The sequence below is a fragment of the Actinomadura sp. NPDC000600 genome, from assembly GCF_040492135.1.
GTDB lineage: Bacteria > Actinomycetota > Actinomycetes > Streptosporangiales > Streptosporangiaceae > Spirillospora.
On the sequence record NZ_JBEUPD010000017.1, the window covers coordinates 78,591 to 95,587 of the forward strand.

General features: G+C 72.9%; 15 protein-coding genes, 1 other RNA gene and 1 pseudogene. 11 read left to right on the forward strand and 6 right to left on the reverse strand.

Annotated features, from left to right (window positions below):
* Positions 1–22: 22 nt before the first annotated feature.
* From ABWI07_RS24200 to ABWI07_RS24210, 3 genes are read left to right on the forward strand one after another with little or no spacing between them, the layout of a single operon-like run.
* Entirely contained in the window at positions 23–1,222 is a 1,200-nt protein-coding gene (locus ABWI07_RS24200; RefSeq protein WP_353819886.1) for a glycosyltransferase, read from the forward strand.
* Between the two features lie 55 nt (positions 1,223–1,277).
* Positions 1,278–2,009, forward strand: a complete 732-nt coding sequence (locus tag ABWI07_RS24205; RefSeq protein WP_353819887.1) for a maleylpyruvate isomerase family mycothiol-dependent enzyme — start codon at positions 1,278–1,280, stop codon at positions 2,007–2,009.
* Between the two features lie 44 nt (positions 2,010–2,053).
* Positions 2,054–2,443 carry a RidA family protein gene (locus ABWI07_RS24210; RefSeq protein ID WP_353819888.1) on the forward strand — a complete coding sequence of 130 codons (390 nt, stop codon included), beginning with the start codon at positions 2,054–2,056 and terminating at the stop codon, positions 2,441–2,443.
* A gap of 10 nt (positions 2,444–2,453) precedes the next feature.
* Here the strand turns inward: ABWI07_RS24210 and ABWI07_RS24215 are convergent, their stop codons facing one another.
* Complete coding sequence (locus tag ABWI07_RS24215) at positions 2,454–5,165, reverse strand: ATP-binding protein (RefSeq protein WP_353819889.1); 2,712 nt, start codon at positions 5,163–5,165, stop codon at positions 2,454–2,456.
* A 262-nt stretch (positions 5,166–5,427) separates the two neighbouring features.
* Here ABWI07_RS24215 and ABWI07_RS24220 point away from each other — a divergent pair, with 262 nt between their 5' ends.
* A complete protein-coding gene (locus ABWI07_RS24220; RefSeq protein WP_353819890.1) occupies positions 5,428–7,617 on the forward strand; it encodes a hypothetical protein in 2,190 nt (729 codons plus the stop codon).
* 5 nt (positions 7,618–7,622) lie between these two features.
* Here the strand turns inward: ABWI07_RS24220 and ABWI07_RS24225 are convergent, their stop codons facing one another.
* From ABWI07_RS24225 to ABWI07_RS24245, 5 genes and pseudogenes are all read right to left on the reverse strand, one after another.
* Positions 7,623–8,474 (reverse strand): M48 family metalloprotease, encoded by an 852-nt coding sequence (locus ABWI07_RS24225; protein ID WP_353819956.1) that lies wholly within the window; start codon positions 8,472–8,474, stop codon positions 7,623–7,625.
* A gap of 696 nt (positions 8,475–9,170) precedes the next feature.
* Positions 9,171–9,266 (reverse strand): annotated as a pseudogene (locus ABWI07_RS24230) (DUF2510 domain-containing protein); the annotation flags it as partial.
* Between the two features lie 69 nt (positions 9,267–9,335).
* A complete protein-coding gene (locus ABWI07_RS24235) occupies positions 9,336–9,734 on the reverse strand; it encodes a hypothetical protein (protein ID WP_149262269.1) in 399 nt (132 codons plus the stop codon).
* 52 nt (positions 9,735–9,786) lie between these two features.
* The gene (locus tag ABWI07_RS24240; protein WP_149262270.1) at positions 9,787–10,131 is read right to left on the reverse strand and encodes a DUF6191 domain-containing protein; all 345 of its coding nucleotides are present in this window, start codon (positions 10,129–10,131) and stop codon (positions 9,787–9,789) included.
* Between the two features lie 45 nt (positions 10,132–10,176).
* Positions 10,177–10,728: a pyridoxamine 5'-phosphate oxidase family protein gene (locus tag ABWI07_RS24245; protein WP_149262271.1), complete on the reverse strand. Its 552-nt coding sequence runs from the start codon at positions 10,726–10,728 to the stop codon at positions 10,177–10,179.
* Positions 10,729–10,841: 113 nt separating this feature from the next.
* Here ABWI07_RS24245 and ABWI07_RS24250 point away from each other — a divergent pair, with 113 nt between their 5' ends.
* The 7 genes from ABWI07_RS24250 to ABWI07_RS24280 all read left to right on the forward strand — a co-directional run bounded on the left by ABWI07_RS24250 (position 10,842) and on the right by ABWI07_RS24280 (position 16,888).
* On the forward strand, positions 10,842–11,663 hold the full coding sequence (locus tag ABWI07_RS24250; protein WP_353819891.1) for a Nif3-like dinuclear metal center hexameric protein: 822 nt from the start codon (positions 10,842–10,844) through the stop codon (positions 11,661–11,663).
* Positions 11,660–12,403 (forward strand): zinc ribbon domain-containing protein, encoded by a 744-nt coding sequence (locus tag ABWI07_RS24255; protein ID WP_149262273.1) that lies wholly within the window; start codon positions 11,660–11,662, stop codon positions 12,401–12,403. The genes ABWI07_RS24250 and ABWI07_RS24255 overlap by 4 nt, the downstream gene beginning before the upstream one ends.
* Positions 12,400–13,503, forward strand: coding sequence for a bifunctional RNase H/acid phosphatase (locus ABWI07_RS24260; protein ID WP_353819892.1), 1,104 nt, complete (start codon positions 12,400–12,402; stop codon positions 13,501–13,503). The genes ABWI07_RS24255 and ABWI07_RS24260 overlap by 4 nt, the downstream gene beginning before the upstream one ends.
* 52 nt (positions 13,504–13,555) lie before the next feature.
* Complete coding sequence (locus tag ABWI07_RS24265) at positions 13,556–14,899, forward strand: TrpB-like pyridoxal phosphate-dependent enzyme (protein WP_353819893.1); 1,344 nt, start codon at positions 13,556–13,558, stop codon at positions 14,897–14,899.
* An 82-nt stretch (positions 14,900–14,981) separates the two neighbouring features.
* An RNA gene (rnpB, locus tag ABWI07_RS24270) (RNase P RNA component class A) lies at positions 14,982–15,378 on the forward strand.
* Between the two features lie 355 nt (positions 15,379–15,733).
* Positions 15,734–16,288, forward strand: coding sequence for a hypothetical protein (locus ABWI07_RS24275; protein ID WP_353819894.1), 555 nt, complete (start codon positions 15,734–15,736; stop codon positions 16,286–16,288).
* Positions 16,289–16,450: 162 nt separating this feature from the next.
* Positions 16,451–16,888 (forward strand): hypothetical protein, encoded by a 438-nt coding sequence (locus ABWI07_RS24280; protein ID WP_353819895.1) that lies wholly within the window; start codon positions 16,451–16,453, stop codon positions 16,886–16,888.
* Positions 16,889–16,997: the final 109 nt, after the last annotated feature.

Consider the following 16,997-nt stretch of genomic DNA (forward strand, 5'->3'; position numbering starts at 1 on the left):
AGACGACCGCGGGGGCCGGGCGGTGAGCGGGCGCCGCGTCCGCGTCCCGTCCCTGCTCGGCGACCCGGGGGTCGCGCGGGCGCGCACCCCGTCGCGCCGCTTCCTGTTCGCGGTGCCGCCGCCGGCCCGGGGCGGGGCCGGGCGGGTCGCTCCGGCCGCCGCGGTCGCCGCCGAGCTCGCCCGCCGCGGCCACAAGATCGCTTGGACGGGCCACCGCCCGTCGCTCGAACCCCTGCTGCGCTCCGGTGCGCGGATCTTCAGCGCAGGCGACGACGCCACGGCGCGGCTCCGGCCGGAGGGCCCCGACGCACTGCGCTCGCTCTGGGAGGAGTTCGCCGTCCCGCTCGGCCACGCGATGATGCCCGGCGTCGAGACGGCGATCGACCGGTTCCGCCCGGACGTGGTCGTCAGTGACCAGCTCGTGCTCGCCGCGCCCGTGGCCGCCCGGCGCCGCGAGATCCCCTGGGCCACCTGCGCGGCGACGCCGGTCGAGTTCACCCGGCCCCTCGCCGACCGGCCGGAGGACGAGGAGCGGGTGCGCGAGCGGATCGGCGGGTTCCAGCTCGACCACGGCATCGACGACCTGCTCGACCTGCGCTTCTCCGACCACCTCGTGCTGGTCTTCGCCACCGGCGCGCTGCTCGGCGACGTCTCGTTCTTCCCCGACCACTTCGCCTTCGTGGGGCCCGTCCTCGGCCGTCCCGCGCCCTGCGCGTTCCCGTGGGACCGGCTGGACGGCCGTCCCGCCGTGCTGGTCACCGGCGACGATTCGTTCGGCGAGCGGTTCCTCCGGGTCGCCGCCGAGGCCGTCCGCGACCTGGCCGTCCAGGCGGTCCTCGCGGCGCCGCCCGGGGCGGTGGGCGAGGCGCCGCCGAACGTCATCGTCCGCGAGCACGTCCCGCGGCCCAAGCTGCTCGAACGGATGTCGGCGGTCGTCTGCGACGGCGGCTACGGCACCGTGTGCGAGTCGCTGTCCCACGCCGTCCCGCTGGTGGCGGCGCCGATCAGGGACGACCAGCCGGTCATCGCGGGGTTGGTGGAGCGCGCCGGGGCGGGGATCTCCGTCCCGTTCGACCAGGTCCGGCCGGACGAGCTGCGGGACGCGCTGGCCGCCGTCCTGGCCGACGGCCCGCACCGGGCCGCCGCCGGGCGCGTCCGGGAGTCGTTCGCCGAGGCGGGCGGCGCCGCCGAGGCAGCCGACCGCTTGGAGAAGCTCGCGTGACCGGCCCGGCCGCCGAAGGCAGGCGAACCCGAACATAAGTCGGTAGCGTGCCGCCATGACGGACATCTTCGACGACCTGGCCGCGGAGTACCGTCGGCTGGACGCGGTGCTGGCGTCCCTGACGGCCGAGCAGTGGGACCGGCCGTCCGACGCCGAGGGCTGGAGCGTCTCCGACGTCGTCCTGCACCTCGCCCAGACCGAGGAGATGATCAGCGGGCCGTCCGAGGGGCAGGAGGCCTTCCTGCCGTCCGCCGAGACCTCCGTGGACGGGATGGCCGCGGACCTGGTCGCCGCCGAGCGCGGCGCCCCCGCCGCCGACCTGCTGGCGCGCTGGCGCGCGGCCGCCTTCGCCACCCCGGGCGCCCTGCGCGCCCATCCGCCGGGCACGCGCCTGCCGTGGGTGCGGACGTCGCTGTCCCCGCGCACCCTCGCCACGACCCGGCTCGCCGAGCACTGGGCGCACGCACTGGACATCACCGTCCCGCTGGGCGTCCCCTACCCCGACACCGAGCGGCTCCGCCACATCGCCTGGCTGGCCCACCGCACGCTGCCCTACGCCTTCGCCGTCGAGGGACTGCCGGACGCGCCCGTCTTCTGCGAGCTCACCGCCCCGGACGGAACGCGGTGGCCGCTCGGCGACCCCTCCGCCCCGTCCCGGATCACCGGCCCGGCCTCGGACTTCTGCCGGCTCGGCGCACGCCGCCTCACGCCCGCGCAGACCGGCCTCACCGCCGAGGGCCCGCACGGCGCCGACGCCCTGCGCGTCCTCCGCAACTACGCCGCCTGACCCGGCGAAGGGGCCGGAGGGCCGGGGGCCCCATAATCTCGACCATGACGGAACGACGCGCGATCCTCAGCGGTTCGACGTTCGAGGAGCAGATCGGCTACGCCCGCGCCGTGGTGGACGGCGACCGGGTGCACGTCTCGGGCACGACCGGGTTCGACTACGCCACCATGACGATCTCCGACGACGTGGTGGAGCAGGCCGAGCAGTGCCTCCGCAACATCGAGGCCGCGCTCGCGGAGGCGGGCTGCACGTTCGCCGACGTCGTGCGCGTCCGGTACCTGCTGCCCGACCGCGCGGACTTCGAACCCTGCTGGCCGGCGCTGCGGCGCCGCTTCGGCGAGGTGCGGCCGGCCGCCACGATGCAGGTGTGCGGGCTCGCCGACCCCCGCATGAAGATCGAGATCGAGGTCGACGCGCGGCGGGCGAAGGAGTAGCGGCGGGCGGCTACCCGGTGGACAGGCAGGCGTCGAGCAGGCCGCCGAGGTCGCCGAAGCCGGACGTCGCGTCGCGGAGGCGGTCGGGCCAGTCGGGGTCGTCGCGCTGGGCGCCCACCACCGTCTCCAGCGTCCGGGCGGTGCCCCAGACCGCCAGGTCGCGGGCGGAGAGGTCGCGCTGGTCGCGGGTCCACCAGGCGTTGACGGCGCGGAACTGCTCGGTGAGCGTGCCGCCGGGGATCGCGCGTCCGTGGCGGGCCTCCCATTCCCCGCTCATCGGATGGCGCTCTCCCTCGGGGTCCGCCTTGTGGGCCTCGCCGAGCTGCTCCAGGACGAGGCACCAGCGGTAGGGGGCGGCGAAGAACCCCGTCTCGTCCCCGGCGCACGGCTCGCCTCGCAGCATCGCGGACAGATGGTCGGCCAGCACGGCGGGCGCGGCCCGGGACGCGACGGCCGCGTCCACCGCGTGGGAGGCGGCGCAGTCGCGGAGCCGGGGCGGCAGGCCGTCCAGCACGGAGGACGGCGGGTGCGGGGCGCCCCAGCCGGTCAGGTGGGCGGCGGCCGCGAGCTCCGCCCACACCACGAGCTCCGGACGGTCGGCAAGGGCGCGCTGGGCGGCGCGCATGTCCCGCAGCGTGCAGGGTGAGTCGCGGCAGTCCTGCCCGCACGTGCCGCTGCGGGGGGCCACCAGCACGCGGGGCGAGGCCGTCGGCGGCGCGGCCTCCTCCAGGTGCGAGCCGTCCGGCATCCGGACCAGGTGCGGGTAGTCCATGCCGTCGGTGAACACCGCGCCCTCACCCGGCGTGAGCGTGACGAGGAACTGCGACTGCGCGTCGGTGATGTTCATGGTGGCGCCGACCGCGTCCCGGTCGTCCTGCGCCGGCAGCCGGTGGACGATCTTGACGGCGGTGTTCTTGATGACGTCCGGGACGAGCTTGGAGGGGATCTGCTCCGCCACGATCAGCCCCTCGCCGTACGCGCGGATCTCCGCCAGCAGGCTCGCGAACGTCTCCACGGCGTGGGACGCGGGCCCCGCCTGCTCGCTGCGGCGCAGCAGCCGGTGCGCCTCCTCGAACACGCTGAGGTGCCGCAGCCCGGTCGGGGCGCCCTGGCGCTGCCGGAGCCGCAGGTGCTCGACCAGCCGGACCAGCACGGTGCCCATCAGGAACGCCTTGTCGCGGTCGTCCCCGACGTCCTCGATCTCCAGGACGACGTTGCGGGCGAGCAGCGCGTCGAAGTCGATCGGATGGCCGCCCTCGAAGAACCGCCCGGTGGTGCCGAGCCGCAGGCTGGACAGCCGGACCCGGATGAAGCCCCGCACGTTGTCGGTGATCTCCTGCCCGTAGCCGATCTCGTCGACGACCTGCTCGGCGGTGGCCTGCAGGTCGGCGAGCGTCGGGTAGCGCGGCGACGTGCCCGGCGCGGCCGGCTCGCCGAGCGCGAGGTCCCAGCCGAGCCGCTCGTAGCAGCGGGTCAGCGCCCCCGCGAGCACCTGCGGGAACGGCTCGTCGGCCTCGAACGCCGCGAGGAACAGGGCGCGGACGAGGTCGGCGTGCGTCTGGAGCGGGAACGGCCGCCCGTCGGGCCCGGTCGAGGGTTCGAGCGGGTTGATGCCGGCCGCGATCGCCTCCGCGTCCCCGGGGCGGATCGTGACGACCTCCGCGTCCGGGAGGCGCGCCGCCATCAGCCGGTACTCGGCCTTCGCGGGCTCGACCACCAGCCACGGCAGGCCCGCCGCCGACGCGGCCGTGAGCAGCGACCGGACGGTCTGCGACTTCCCGGCGCCGGTCGCGCCGCACACGAACGTGTGCCGGTTCAGGCTGGACAGCGGCAGCGACATCGGGCCCACGTCGCGGCGGTTGCGGTCCAGGACACGTCCCAGCCGGACCCCGGTGTCGGGCGACTCGGGCGTGACGTCGAAATCCGGCCGCATCACGAACCGCACCCCGGCCACCTCCCGGACGGGCGGACGGGCCAGCGCCGCGACGAGCTGCGTGCTCGCCTCGAACGGCCCCGCCGCCCCCGGGACCAGCGCGTACGGCAGGCGGCCGAGGTCCGCCGACGCGCACACGAGCGCCGCGACCCGGGCGGCGGCCCGGGGCGTGGCCGCCCCGGCCGCCAGGTGCACCCGCCAGAGGCCGGACGTGGCGGCCTGGCGCAGCTCGCGGTGCCGCTTCTCCAGCCGGTCGGCCGCGACCGAGTCCTCCGGCGACATCTCCGCCATCGCCCGGGCGCGCTGCTGCCGGTCCGCGAGGTCGTCGGCGAGGCGCCGCGCCTCGTCCGGGTCGACGGGCTCGGCGACCAGCATCCAGGCGAACGGCTGCATCCACACCGAGAGCAGGCCGTCCTCCAGGGACGGCCTCGCGGGCTCCTCCGGCGGCGGGTCGTCCACGAGCAGGCCGTCGGCGATGCCGCCGATGCTCACCCAGTGCGCCATCGAGTCCTCGGCGAGGCCCTCGGCCAGCAGCGTCCCGCGCCCGCCCGCGGGGAGGCTGAGGGTCGCGGCGCTCCCGTCGCGGTCGGCGACGAGCCCGTCCCCGCCGACGAACACCTCCGTGGGGCCGAACGCCTCCGCGCGCCGCCAGCCGACGAGGACCGGCTCCTTGCCCGCGTGGTAGGCCGACACCAGCGCCGCGAGCCGCTGGTCGCGCCACTCGTCCCGTCCGTCCGTCTCGTCCGGGCGGGGGACCTCCGTCAGCCGGCACACCGGAAGGCCGCGCACGACGTCCCACATGGTCAGCGGCCCCGGCGTGGTCCGGCCGCGCGGCGGAGGGGGGAACGGCCGGCGTTTTCCGCGATCCCGTCTCGGTCCAACGTCATGGGCAGTCAGGCTATTGAGCAAGGTCACCTTTGGGAAGGCCGATTCCTGACGTTGGGCCTGACAAGTTCCGTGTCAATCTGCTTGGGTTGTTTGCGGCATCACGAGCGGGCCGGGACAGGCGTGGCCCGCGCGCCGGCACCGGGGAGAGGACGGGGTTCAGATCGTGAGGGGCGGTCCGGTCGACCACGGAGGATTGCTGTCGCGCCGCGAGAGGCTCTTCACCCCCGACCCCCGTCTCGGCTGGGTGTTCCGCGACCGGTGGTGGTTCCTGCGCCCGTTCCCGGAGGCGCCGCCCCAGCAGCAGGTGCTGCCGGAGTACCTGGCGCGCCGGGTCGCGCAGACCGAGCAGCTCGCCCAGCGAAGGCTGAACCGGACGCTCCCGGTGAGCGCGGCGATCGCGATGGTCCTCGTGCTGTTCGCCGCCTGCTCGGCCAGCGGCACCCAGACGGTGCGGTCGCCCCTCTCCATCGGCTCGCTCCTGCTGGCCCTCATCGCACTGGCCCCCGGCGCGGCGCTGACGTGGTGGGCCGTGCGGCAGCGGCAGAGCGCCCGGCAGGCCCACGAGCTGGCCCAGCAGCAGATCATCGGCGGCTACCAGGACCAGGCGCGGCAGTGGCACGCGCGCAAGCAGGCGCACGACGCCGCCGAGCGCGCGCGGCTGGACGGGCTGCCCGAGTGGGGCGCGGCCCCGCGCCCCGGCCGCCGCCTGGACGTGTTCGGCGGGACGCTCTGGGCGTGGGAGGCCCTGCTCACCACGTACGGGACGTCCACCCTCGCCGTCCAGCCGCTGCTGGTCCTCGACCTGTCCCGCGAGGTCGTCAGCCGCGAACTCGTCGAGCTGGCCCAGGCCGCGTGGGTGGGCGTCGACGCGCAGCTGCTGCCCAGCCGCCAGGCCTCGTCCGGCCTGCTGGCCGACATGCCGCCCCGCGACCTGGTGGACGCGATCGTCGAGTCCATGCACGGCGGGACGCCCGACGCCGCGCGGGCCGACCGCAGCATGGACGACCGGATCCTGACCAAGGTGTGCGGCGCGCTCGGCGGGAACGTCACGCTCGGCCGGATCGCGGCGGCCCTGCGCGCCCTGATGGGCGAGCCCGACGACGGCGACGCGCTGACCCGCGAGGAGCGGCGGCACATCGCCAACGAGCTGTTCACCGTCGAGTACCGGCGGCAGGCCCACGCGAACCTGTCGCGGATCGAGTCCTACGTCCACCCGCTGGAGGACCTCGGGACCGAGCCCGCCGAGAAGGAGGGGGCCGGCTACCTGACCTGCGTCGCGCTGGACAGCCAGGCCCGCAACGTCCGCTCCGAGCTGCTCACCGACCTCGTCGTCCAGTGGGTGACGCACCGCATCACCGCGTCGCAGGACTCCACCCCCGCCCTGGTCGTCGCCGGCGCGGACGAGCTGGCCCGCCGCCACCTGGAACGGCTGTCGGACGCCTGCGAGCGGCGCGGCGTCCCGCTGACCCTGCTGTTCCGGCGGCTGCGGGAGACGTCCGCGGAGATGATCGGCGGGGGCGCCGTCGCGTTCATGCGGCTCGGCAACCACGAGGACGCGGCCCGCGCGGCCGACTTCATCGGGCGCGACCACCGGTTCGTCCTGTCGCAGATCACCAAGAACGTCGGCGGGAACGAGTCCCACACCACCACCGACACCGAGGGCGCGGGCGACTCCGAGACCCACAGCACCAGCCGCACGACGGGGACGTCCCGCAGCTGGGGGACGAGCCGCTCGTCCGGCACCACCTACTCGGGCGGCGAGATGTTCGGGCTCTTCCCGGACCGCTCGACGTCCTACCAGCGCGGCAGCAACCGGGGCGGCTCCACCAGCCGCAGTGACACCGAGGGCACCTCCACCTCCACGTCGCGGAACTGGTCGGCGGCCTACTCCTACGCGGAGGGCACCAACTGGAGCGACGCCGACACCACGCAGCGCGTGTACGAGTACGTCGTCGAACCCGTCACGCTCCAGCACCTGCCCGACCACGCCCTGCTGCTCGTCGAGTCGGCGCCCGGCGGCGGCCGCACGATCACACCCGTCGAATGCGACCCGGCCATCATCACGCTCGACCGCGTCACCACCGGCCCCCTCCCGGACCCGCCCGCCCCGCAGCAGGCGCTCCCCGCCTCTGGCGCGGCCCTGACCGCGCCAGGCCCGCTTACGCAGGCCCAGCCCCAGGTTCAGCAGTGGGGGACGCCGTCCGCTCCGCAGTGGGCCACCCCGCCCGCGCCGCCCCCGCCGCGCGCGCCCCTCACGTCCCAGCCCGGTCCGCCGCCCGGGCAGCAGACCGGCCCGCGGACGCCCGGCGATCCCCGGCAGGGGCCGCCGCCGCTGTTCGGCGGGAAGGGCTGACCGGCTCAGCCGAGCCGGCGGCGCAGCGCCTGGGCCCGCCGGACGAGGGGGAGCGGCAGCCCGTCCGGCTGATGCTCGATGCGGTGCTCCACGGCCGCGACCAGGTCGGCGCCGAACCCCATCCGCACCGCCGCCGCGTCCGCCCGCGCCTCGCCCGCGGCGCTCAGCAGGCGCGCCCCCAGCGAGGCGGCGTAGGCGAACGCCGCCGGTAGCGCGACCACGACCGTCATGACCACGGCGACCGCGGCCAGCAGGAACACTCCCAGGAAGCCGATCGGCCGGTGCCACTCGACGGCCCGCTTCCACATCGGGCCGATCGGGGACCACACCGTGCGCAGCGCCCACTGCAGCACGCGGTGCGGAAGCGTCACCTGCGCGTGCACGAACGCAGGCACCGCCCGCCACCCCTGGAGATGCCCCAGTTCGTGGGCGAGGACGGCGGCCAGGCCCCCGGGCGGCAGCTCGCGCGCCGAATGCGACGTGACCGCCACCGTGCGAACCGAGGGCCTGCACGCGTTCAGCCCGTCCGACTCGACGACCACGAGCCGGTAGCCGCTGACGCCGGCGTGATGCTGCACGTAGCGCCACGCGTGCTCCAGCCTGGCGCGCTCGGCCTCGTCCGGCTCCCGGTACCCGTACGAGCGCCGGGCCGTCAGGGGCGCCAGAAGCAGGATCCCCCAGAAAACGATCAGCGCAAGGGCGCCCCAACCAGGCCAGATGGAACGCAACCCGAAGGCCACGGCCGCGACCACGACCCCCTCGATTGCCACGACCAGCCCGATCGCGACACCGGCCCGTCCGGACGGCGTGCCCTGCGGCCGCCCCGGCGGGAGGTAGCGCTGGACCGGCTCGTCCACCGGCGTCCGGCCACCTGCGGCCGCGCGCGGCACCTGCGACGGCAGCCGACGCACCGGCCCGGCGGAACGCGGCACGGAGACCTGCGGGGAGTGCGGCTTACGAAGCCCCGCCGAAGGAGGCGCCGACGTCTCCATCCGAGCCTCTTCCAACGGCGTCTCCCCAGGCAGCGGCGGCGCCGTCGCCGAACCCGGAGCTTCCTGCCGCGGCGGCGGCGTGCGGGGCCGCCCGAGCCTCGGCGGAGGAGCCGCAGGCGCTTCGAACCGCGCTTCCTCCAAAGGCGGCGGCTGGGCAGGTCGGGGTGGGGGAGTGGTTGCGGATCGGGGCGGTGGTGGGGGCGGGGACGGTGCGGGAGGCCTTGGTGTGGGTGGGGTGCTGAGGCTTGGTGGGGGAGGCGCGGGTGATTCGCTCCGAGCCTCTTGTGAGGGCGGGCGCGGGGTCTCGGCCGCGGGTCGTGGGGGAGGCGGAGACGGAGGGGGCGCCGCGGGGTGGGGCGGCTCAGGGGCTGAGCGCGGTGGCTGGGAGAAGGGTGGTGCCTCTGGGGTTGCCGGGGCGGGGGTCTGCGGGGAGAGCGGCGGCTGAGGGGAGGGCGGGGGTGACGGGGGAGGCGGGGGCTCGGGGCGGGGTGCGGGTGGGCGCGGGGGCGGGGTGGGGTCGGCTTCGGCGTTCAGGGAGGCGCGGCGGCGGGCGCGGGGGCTGTAGGGGCGCGACTGGTCGGTCCACGTCTGGCCGTCCCAGTAGCGTTCGCGGCCCATCAACTCCGGATCTGGGTACCACCCAGGTGGTGCGCTCACCGGAACCCCGCCTCCCGTAAGGAACAGATCAAGGCTTGCGCACGGCGCGACACAGCGTCAACACGCCGGTCACAGCTTGGGGGTGAAGGGGCGGCGATGGGTGGGATCGTCCGGCTCGGCGAGGCCGCGCAGGGCCGTCTCGACGAGTTCGATCGCGTGGAGGAGGGCGACGAGGCGGGCGCCCTCGCGGCGGTAGGCCTCCAGGACGGACTCGATACCGTGCGGGGGGACGACGGCGCCGAGGTCGACGCGCGCCGTGCGGAAGCCCTCCCGGGCCGCCTCCACGGACGCGTTCACGTGGTGGCGGGCCATCCGGGCGAGGGCGAGGGGGTAGCGGCGCAGGACGCCGTAGCGCCGGTACTCGGGCGGGACGAGCTCGAGCAGCCAGGCGAGGGCGGTGTCCTCGAAACGGTCGGTGCCCGGTGGATGCACCTGCGAGGGCCAGCCGGGCGGAACGTAGGTGCTCACGAGGGCAGGATAACCCGGATTCGAACCTATGTTCGAGAGCGATCCGGTGAGCTCACGGTGCCGGCGGCGTGCGCCGGATCCGGATCTTGCCCGAGTCCAGGTCGTCGCGGACGTTGCCGGATCCGGTCTGCTCGTGGTCGTCCTGGCGGAGCACCTTCTGCCGCTCCTGCTCCTCCTGCTTGACCTTCTTGGAGCCCTCGAAGGCGGAGGCGAGGTCCTCGAACATGCCGCCGCCGAAGCCGGCGCCGGTCTCGCCGTCGCCTCGGATGGCCCCCATCAGGGACGACTTGCCCGTCCCCTCGCGGGGCCACTCGATGGTCTCCGGCTCGGCCGCCTCCGGGCGGTTGCCCATCGGACGGCCCTTGACGCGCTTGCGGCGGCGAAAGGGTGACTTCACACACTCTCCAACGCGATGAGTCTCCAGAATGATCCCAGCGGACATTCAGGTTACGAACGACCACCGGGTGGGAGAACCGGTGAAATCTCCCTGGCGGAGCCCGAACACCGACTGTGGGCGCACCGCGACGGTGGCGTTCACCTCCGGGTCCAGGAAATCGACACGATAGCGCGTGGCGTACTTGGAGTTGACCAGGTCGATGAACCGCTGTAGATCGCGCGGATCGGTGAGGATCTCGGCGCGGCCCTCGATGACCACCGGGTTCTCGGCCTCCTCCGTGGTGACCACGACCTGCGGGTTCGCCCGCAGGTTCACCATCTTGCGGGACGGGGCCGCGCTGCTGAACAGCAGGGCCTCGCCCGACCAGGCGCCCCAGACCGGCATGGCGTGCGGACGTCCGTCCGGCCGCACCGTGCACACCCAGAAGTTGCGGGCGGCCCGCAGCCGCTCCACGGCCCAGGACCACGGCAGCAGGCCGCTGCCCTCGTGCGGTCCCTGGATGCCGTAACCCGGCATGTACGGACGTTCCGCCTTGGGCTCGACGGTTCGGATGGGCTGGATGGGCTCCGGTTCCGCGGCGGCGCCGGCGGCCGACATGGCGTTCCTCCCTCGGTCGTGCACTGTCCGTCCCATATCGTTACAGACCTTGGCGTCTCGGGGTGACGCTCGGTGGCTCGTTGGGAGCGCCCAGGCGCGGTAGCCTGCGGGACGTGCGCCTATCCCATGTCATCTCCGCTTTGGAGGAGCTCTACCCACCCGCGTGGGCGGAGTCCTGGGACGCCGTCGGCCTCGTCTGCGGAGATCCCGCCCAGGAGGTACGGCGGGTGCTGTTCGCGGTCGACCCCGTCGCCGCCGTGATCGACGAGGCGCTGGAGTGGGAGGCCGACCTCGTGGTCACGCACCATCCGCTGCTGCTGCGCGGGGTGCACTCGGTCGCCGCCACCACGCCGAAGGGCCGGCTCGTCCACCGCATGATCACGAATGGGATCGCGCTGCACACCGCGCACACCAACGCCGACCGGACCGCCCCCGGGGTGTCGGACGCGCTGGCGCGGGCCGTCGGCCTCACCGGCGAGCTGCGCCCGATGGTCCCCGCCGACGACGATCCGCGCCGCGGCCTCGGCCGGATCGGGGAGCTGGACGAGCCGGTCGCGCTGCGGGAGTTCACCCGGCGCGCCGCCGCCGGGCTGCCGTCCACCGCCTGGGGGGTGCGGGCGGCCGGGGATCCGGACCGTCCCGTCCGCACGGTCGCCGTCTGCGGCGGCGCGGGCGACTCCCTGCTCGGCACCGCGCGGGCCGCCGGTGTCGACGCCTACCTCACCGCCGACCTGCGCCACCACCCCGCGTCGGAGTTCGCCGAGCACGGCGGCCCCGCCCTGGTGGACGCGGCGCACTGGGCGACCGAGTGGCCCTGGCTCGCCGACGCCGAGCGGAGCCTCGCCAGGTCGTCCCCGGAAGCGGGCAAGTTGGAGACACGGGTGTCCACGCTCGTCACCGACGCGTGGACCCTTCACGACGAAGGAGCACAGTGAAAGCCGCACCGCAAGCCCAGCTTCGCCTGATCGACCTGCAGGACCTCGACAGCTCCCTCGACCGGCTGGCGCACCGCCGCCGCACCCTGCCCGAGTTGGCGGAGATCGAGCGGCTGGAGGGCCGCCTCACCGAGCTGCGCGACGCGATCGTGGCGGCCGAGACGGAGGTCGGCGACCTGCGGCGGGAGCAGAAGAAGGCCGAGCAGGACGTCGACCAGGTCCGCACCCGCGCCGACCGCGACCAGAAGCGCCTCGACTCGGGGCAGGTGACCTCGGCGAAGGACCTCAGCAGCCTGCAGGCCGAGATCGAGTCGCTGCAGCGCCGCCAGTCCGACCTGGAGGAGGTCGTGCTGGAGATCATGGAGCGGACCGAGGAGGCGGAGGGCCGGGTCTCGGCGCTGCGGTCCGAGCAGGCCGCCGCCGAGCAGGAGCTGGCCGCGCTCGCCGAGCGCCGCGACGCCGCCCAGCGCGAGATCGACGACGAGGCCGGGGCGTCGAGCGCCGCGCGCACCGCCGTCGCCAAGGACGTCCCGGACGACCTGCTCGGCCTCTACGAGAAGCTGCGCGGCCAGTTCGGCGGCGTCGGCGCGGCCAAGCTGTTCCGCGGCGCCTGCCAGGGCTGCCACCTCGCGCTGAACACCGTCGACCTGAACCGCATCCGGGCCGCCGCCGAGGACGAGGTCATCCGCTGCGAGGAGTGCCGCCGCATCCTCGTCCGGACGCCCGAGTCGGGTCTGTGAGCGCCGGCCGGAAGCTGGTCGTCGAGGCCGACGGCGGCTCGCGCGGCAACCCCGGCCCCGCCGGGTACGGGGCGCTCGTCCGCGACGCGCTGACCGGCGAGGTGCTCGCGGAGGTCGCCGAGTCGATCGGCCACGCCACCAACAACGTCGCCGAGTACCGGGGGCTGATCGCCGGGCTGGCCGCGGCCGCCGGGATCGACCCGTCCGCCCGCGTCGAGGTCCGGATGGACTCCAAGCTCGTCGTGGAGCAGATGTCGGGCCGCTGGAAGATCAAGCACCCGGACATGGTGCCGCTGGCGCTGGAGGCCCGCGAGCTGGCCGCCGCGCTGGGCTCGGTGTCCTACGGCTGGATCCCCCGCAACCGCAACGCGCACGCCGACCGGCTCGCCAACGAGGCCATGGACGCCGCCGCCCGCGGCGAGCACTGGACCCGCAAGGTCGAGGAGACGCCGGGCGAGCCCGAGCCGCCGCCCCGGCCCGTCTCGTCCACGCCGACGACCACGCTCCTGCTCCGGCACGGCGAGACGCCGCTGTCGATCGAGAAGCGCTTCGCAGGGATCGGCGACGTCCCGCTCACCCCGAACGGCCTCGCCCAGGCCCGCGCCGCCGCCCTCGCCCTCAAGGACCGCGGGATCGACGCGATCGTCACCTCGCCTCTTTCCCGCTGTCGCGACACGGCCGCCGAGGTCGCCGCCGTCACCGGTCTGGAGGTCCGGGTCGAGGACGGCTTCCGCGAGACCGACTTCGGCGACTGGGAGGGCCTCACGTTCGCCGAGGCGGGCAAGGGCTGGCCGGGCGAGTTGAAGGCGTGGCTCGCCGACCCCGAGGCCGCCCCGCCCGGCGGGGAGAGCTTCGCCCAGGTGTCGCGCCGCGTCCGCACGGCCCTGGACAAGCTGAAGGTCCGCTACCGCGAGCAGACGGTCCTGGTCGTCTCGCACGTCACCCCGATCAAGCTCCTGGTCAAGGATGCCCTGGGCGCGCCCATGCCGTCCCTGTACCGGATGCACCTCGACGTGGCGGCGCTGACGTCCATCGACTGGTACGGCGACGGCCCCGCGACTCTTCGGTTCTTCAACGACACCCACCATCTACCGGCCTGACCTCTGGTTTTACGGTTCCCGGCCCCCTACCCTGCGACCCAGGGAGGGGACTATGAACACGAAGATCCTGCTGGACGAGTCGAGGCTTCCGACCCGCTGGTACAACGTCGTCGCGGACCTGCCCGCGCCGCCGCCCCCGCCGCTGCACCCGGGGACGCGCGAGCCGGTCGGGCCGGACGACCTGGCGCCGCTGTTCCCCATGGACCTCATCGCCCAGGAGGTCAGCGGCGAGCGCTACATCGACATCCCCGAGGAGGTCCGCGAGGTCTACCGGCTCTGGCGGCCGACCCCGCTCATCCGGGCCCACCGCCTCGAACGCGCCCTCGGCACCCCCGCACGCATCTACGTCAAGTACGAGGGCGTCTCACCCGTCGGCTCGCACAAGCCGAACACGGCCGTGCCGCAGGCCTACTACAACGCGCGCCAGGGCGTCCGCCGCCTGACGACGGAGACCGGTGCGGGCCAGTGGGGGAGCGCCCTCGCGTTCGCCTGCGCCCAGTTCTCCCTGGACTGCGAGATCTGGATGGTGCGCGCCTCCTACGACCAGAAGCCGTACCGCCGCTCGATGATGGAGTTGTTCGGCGCGCAGGTGCACGCCAGCCCGTCGCCGCTCACCTCGTCCGGCGCGAAGATCCTCGCGGACGACCCGGACTCGCCCGGCTCCCTCGGCATCGCGATCAGCGAGGCCGTCGAGTCGGCCGCCCCCGACGACACCCGGTACGCGCTCGGCAGCGTCCTCAACCACGTCCTCCTGCACCAGACCGTCATCGGCGAGGAGGCCCTCGAACAGCTCGCCCTCGTCGGCGACACCCCGGACCTGATCGTCGGCTGCACCGGCGGCGGCTCCAACTTCGCCGGGCTGTTCTTCCCGTTCCTCCGCGAGAAGCTCCAGGGCCGCATGGACCCCGTCATCCGCGCCGTGGAGCCCGCCGCGTGCCCGTCCTTCACCCGCGGCCGCTACGCCTACGACTTCGGCGACACCGCCGGCTTCACGCCCCTGATGAAGATGCACACGCTCGGGCACGACTTCGTCCCCGACCCCATCCACGCGGGCGGCCTGCGCTACCACGGCATGGCCCCGCTGCTCTCCCACATGTACGAGCTCGGCATCTTCGACGCGACCGCGAAGCCCCAGAGCGAATGCTTCGAGGCCGGCGTCCTGTTCGCCCGCACGGAGGGCATCGTCCCGGCCCCCGAACCCACGCACGCCCTGGCCGCCGCCGTCGAAGAGGCCCGCCGCTGCGCCGAGACCGGCGAACCCAAGGTCATCCTCACCGCCCTGTGCGGCCACGGCCACCTCGACATGGCCGCCTACGACCGCTTCCTCGCCGGCCAGATGGAAGACCACACCCTCCCCGAAACCCGCCTGTACGAAGCCCTGAGCACCCTGCCCTAGGCCCGTGAGCCGACTTGCGCACCCTTGATCAGCCGGGGTGCGCAAGTCGCTCACGCACCCGCTAACCTTGGTGGACGGCGGACGAGCCGGCCGGGCGGCCGCGTCGGGGAGCGATCCCCGTCGAGGAAAGTCCGGGCTCCACAGGGCAGGGTGGTCGGTAACGCCGACCCGGGGTGACCCGCGGGACAGTGCCACAGAAAGCAGACCGCCACCGGTCCGCCGGTGGTAAGGGTGAAACGGTGAGGTAAGAGCTCACCAGCGCCCACGGTGACGTGGGCGGCTAGGTAAACCCCACCCGGAGCAAGGTCAAGAAGGGGCCCCGCAAGAGGCCCCGCGCAGGTGCCTGAGGGCGGCCCGCCCGAGCCTGCGGGTAGACCGCTGGAGACCGCCGGCAACGGCGGCCCGAGATGGATGGCCGTCACCCGCCGCCCCGCAAGGGACGACGGGCACAGAACCCGGCTTACAGGCCGACTCGTCCGCCCCCAATGCCCCTGACCAGGAGCGCAATCGGGCTCAAGATCGCCCAGGGCACTTTCAGGGCACATCGAGCACCGACTTGAACGCCCGATCAAGGCGTCCCGACAATCGGGCTGCACCAAGACGAAGACCAGTCACGGGGTTGAGCTAGCCGCGCCCGTGCCGCTGGCCGCTTCCCGCCTTGCGCGGGGACCCCCGCGCGGGGCATCACGACGGGCCAATGCGGGCGGGCGGCAGCGCCAGCCCGCCCGCCGGTCCAGGCTACGGGGCCCCGCCCCCACGCAAGTCCGAAATCGGCCAGGTATTGCCTTCGCTGTTCGCTCCTCTTTCCACTGGAATGCCTGGCACAATGAATTTATGTCGTCAGCATACGGCTCTCTTCTCGCGCAAGTAATTCCCGTTATTGCACTTGCTTTAGTTTTGGAGTTGAGGGCAATCATAGCAGCTGGCAAAGAAGAAAAGAGGCGTGTTGATGAATATAATGAAAGGATGAGAAAATATCGGCAAAGCCAGGCTTCTTCTCGAAATCCTCTTAAGAAATTGGCAAATTTTTGGCGCCGGAATCGTATGCCAATGGAGTCGACGGCGCCAATTAGAAGGAATGGCCTCAGTGATTTCGACACCACCGGTTTTGTCGTAATCTATGGCGCCCTGTTGACTCTTCTTGCCCGAGAAGAAATAGTTGCCCTTATGGCGGCACAAGAATACAAGATCCCATATTTCGAGCGACTGCTGGCTAACATTCTAGTATCAGTCTGTCTATTTGCTGCATTTTGTGTACCGGCCGGCCTTGAATTGTATCATAACTTCAACGGCATCGCTTGGAGCCATCGCAAATGGGCTGCAATAGCATTTCTCGGCTTCGTTGCAGCGATATTTACGACTGGGACGACCTGGCTATATATAAAATGACCAGTCAACAAGTTCAATAAAACGCCATCAAGTGTGTCGTGCTCCAACGCCAAGCTGGGCCCTGCTGTCCCAAAAACTGGTGATCAGAATGTTTGGCTCGAAATGCACGGAAGTTCGGTGGGGGCCACCGAATACCTTGGATGTCGGGGCCGTCCTCGGAGCGTGGGTGGTCTTGAGGTGGTCTTCTACCGGGCTGATCGGGTGACTGGGAGTGTGGCGGACCCTGATCGGTTTCGAGATCGGCGGGAACGCAAGTACGGGTACGACTTCATCGACGAGGTGCTGGTGAAGTGCCCCAGGTGTGAGGGATGTGCTGTCGTCCTGCCGCATCCTGAGGTGGTCGAGAACGCCGAGGCTGGTTCGGGTGGGTTCATGGGCCTCCGTCGGCGGTTGCGGTGTGCGGCGTGTGGCTACTTCAAGGACGAGACGGTCAGCTCCGCTGTCGTTGGGGGACCGGTGGATCCCTTCTTTCAGCGGCCGGTGTGGTTGCAGGCGAGTTGCTGTGGACATGTGCTGTGGGCCTACAACGTCCGGCATCTCGAACTGCTGGAGGCCTATGTGGCCGCGAAGCTGCGCGAACGCGGAGATCTTGTCGCCTAGGCTCCTGCGAGCCTGGTGGAGCGCCTGCCCACGTGGCTCAAGACGGCCAAGAACCGCGCCGAGGTCTTGAGGACGATAAGCCGCCTGCGTTCGACGTTGCCCGGTCAGT

What these genes read in the sequence shown, in the direction of transcription:
- ABWI07_RS24245 (WP_149262271.1), bottom strand. Translation starts at nt 10,728, where the DNA reads ATGTCGGCCGCCGGCGCCGCCGCGGAACCGGAGCCCATCCAGCCCATC.
- ABWI07_RS24275 (WP_353819894.1), top strand. Translation starts at nt 15,734, where the DNA reads ATGTCGTCAGCATACGGCTCTCTTCTCGCGCAAGTAATTCCCGTTATT.
- ABWI07_RS24265 (WP_353819893.1), top strand. Translation starts at nt 13,556, where the DNA reads ATGAACACGAAGATCCTGCTGGACGAGTCGAGGCTTCCGACCCGCTGG.
- ABWI07_RS24210 (WP_353819888.1), top strand. Translation starts at nt 2,054, where the DNA reads ATGACGGAACGACGCGCGATCCTCAGCGGTTCGACGTTCGAGGAGCAG.
- ABWI07_RS24205 (WP_353819887.1), top strand. Translation starts at nt 1,278, where the DNA reads ATGACGGACATCTTCGACGACCTGGCCGCGGAGTACCGTCGGCTGGAC.